Origin of the sequence: Rhizobium ecuadorense, from assembly GCF_001187535.1 — a bacterium.
In the GTDB taxonomy this organism is placed as follows: domain Bacteria; phylum Pseudomonadota; class Alphaproteobacteria; order Rhizobiales; family Rhizobiaceae; genus Rhizobium; species Rhizobium ecuadorense.
The window spans coordinates 1-298 of the sequence record NZ_LFIO01000260.1; the positions used below are offsets into that span (position 1 = coordinate 1).

General features: G+C 49.0%; 1 protein-coding gene. It reads left to right on the forward strand.

The window, feature by feature from the left end; translation table 11 throughout:
• On the forward strand, positions 1 to 198 hold a 198-nt coding region (locus AF337_RS05830), incomplete at its 5' end, for a response regulator transcription factor (protein WP_160320253.1).
• Positions 199 to 298 lie beyond the last annotated feature (100 nt).

The window sequence follows — 298 nt, forward strand, 5'->3', positions numbered from 1 at the left end:
TTCACGGATCGTCAGGTCGAAGTCGTGGAGGCGCTCCGACGCGGAAAGGCGAATAAAATTATCGCTTATGAGCTCAATCTTCGAGAAAGCACCGTAAAGGTGCATGTTCGCAATATTATGAAAAAGGTCAAAGCAACGAATAGGACGGAAGTCGTATTCAAGCTCAACGACTTGTGCCAAACCAGTCTATCGGCGTGAGCGTGAATAAGGCGTTGTACTGATCAACCGTTGGGGCAAATCTTTTCGGTTTTGGAACGACCGTCTTGCTCAAATCACCCGGTGGGCGCAAATGCGTCAC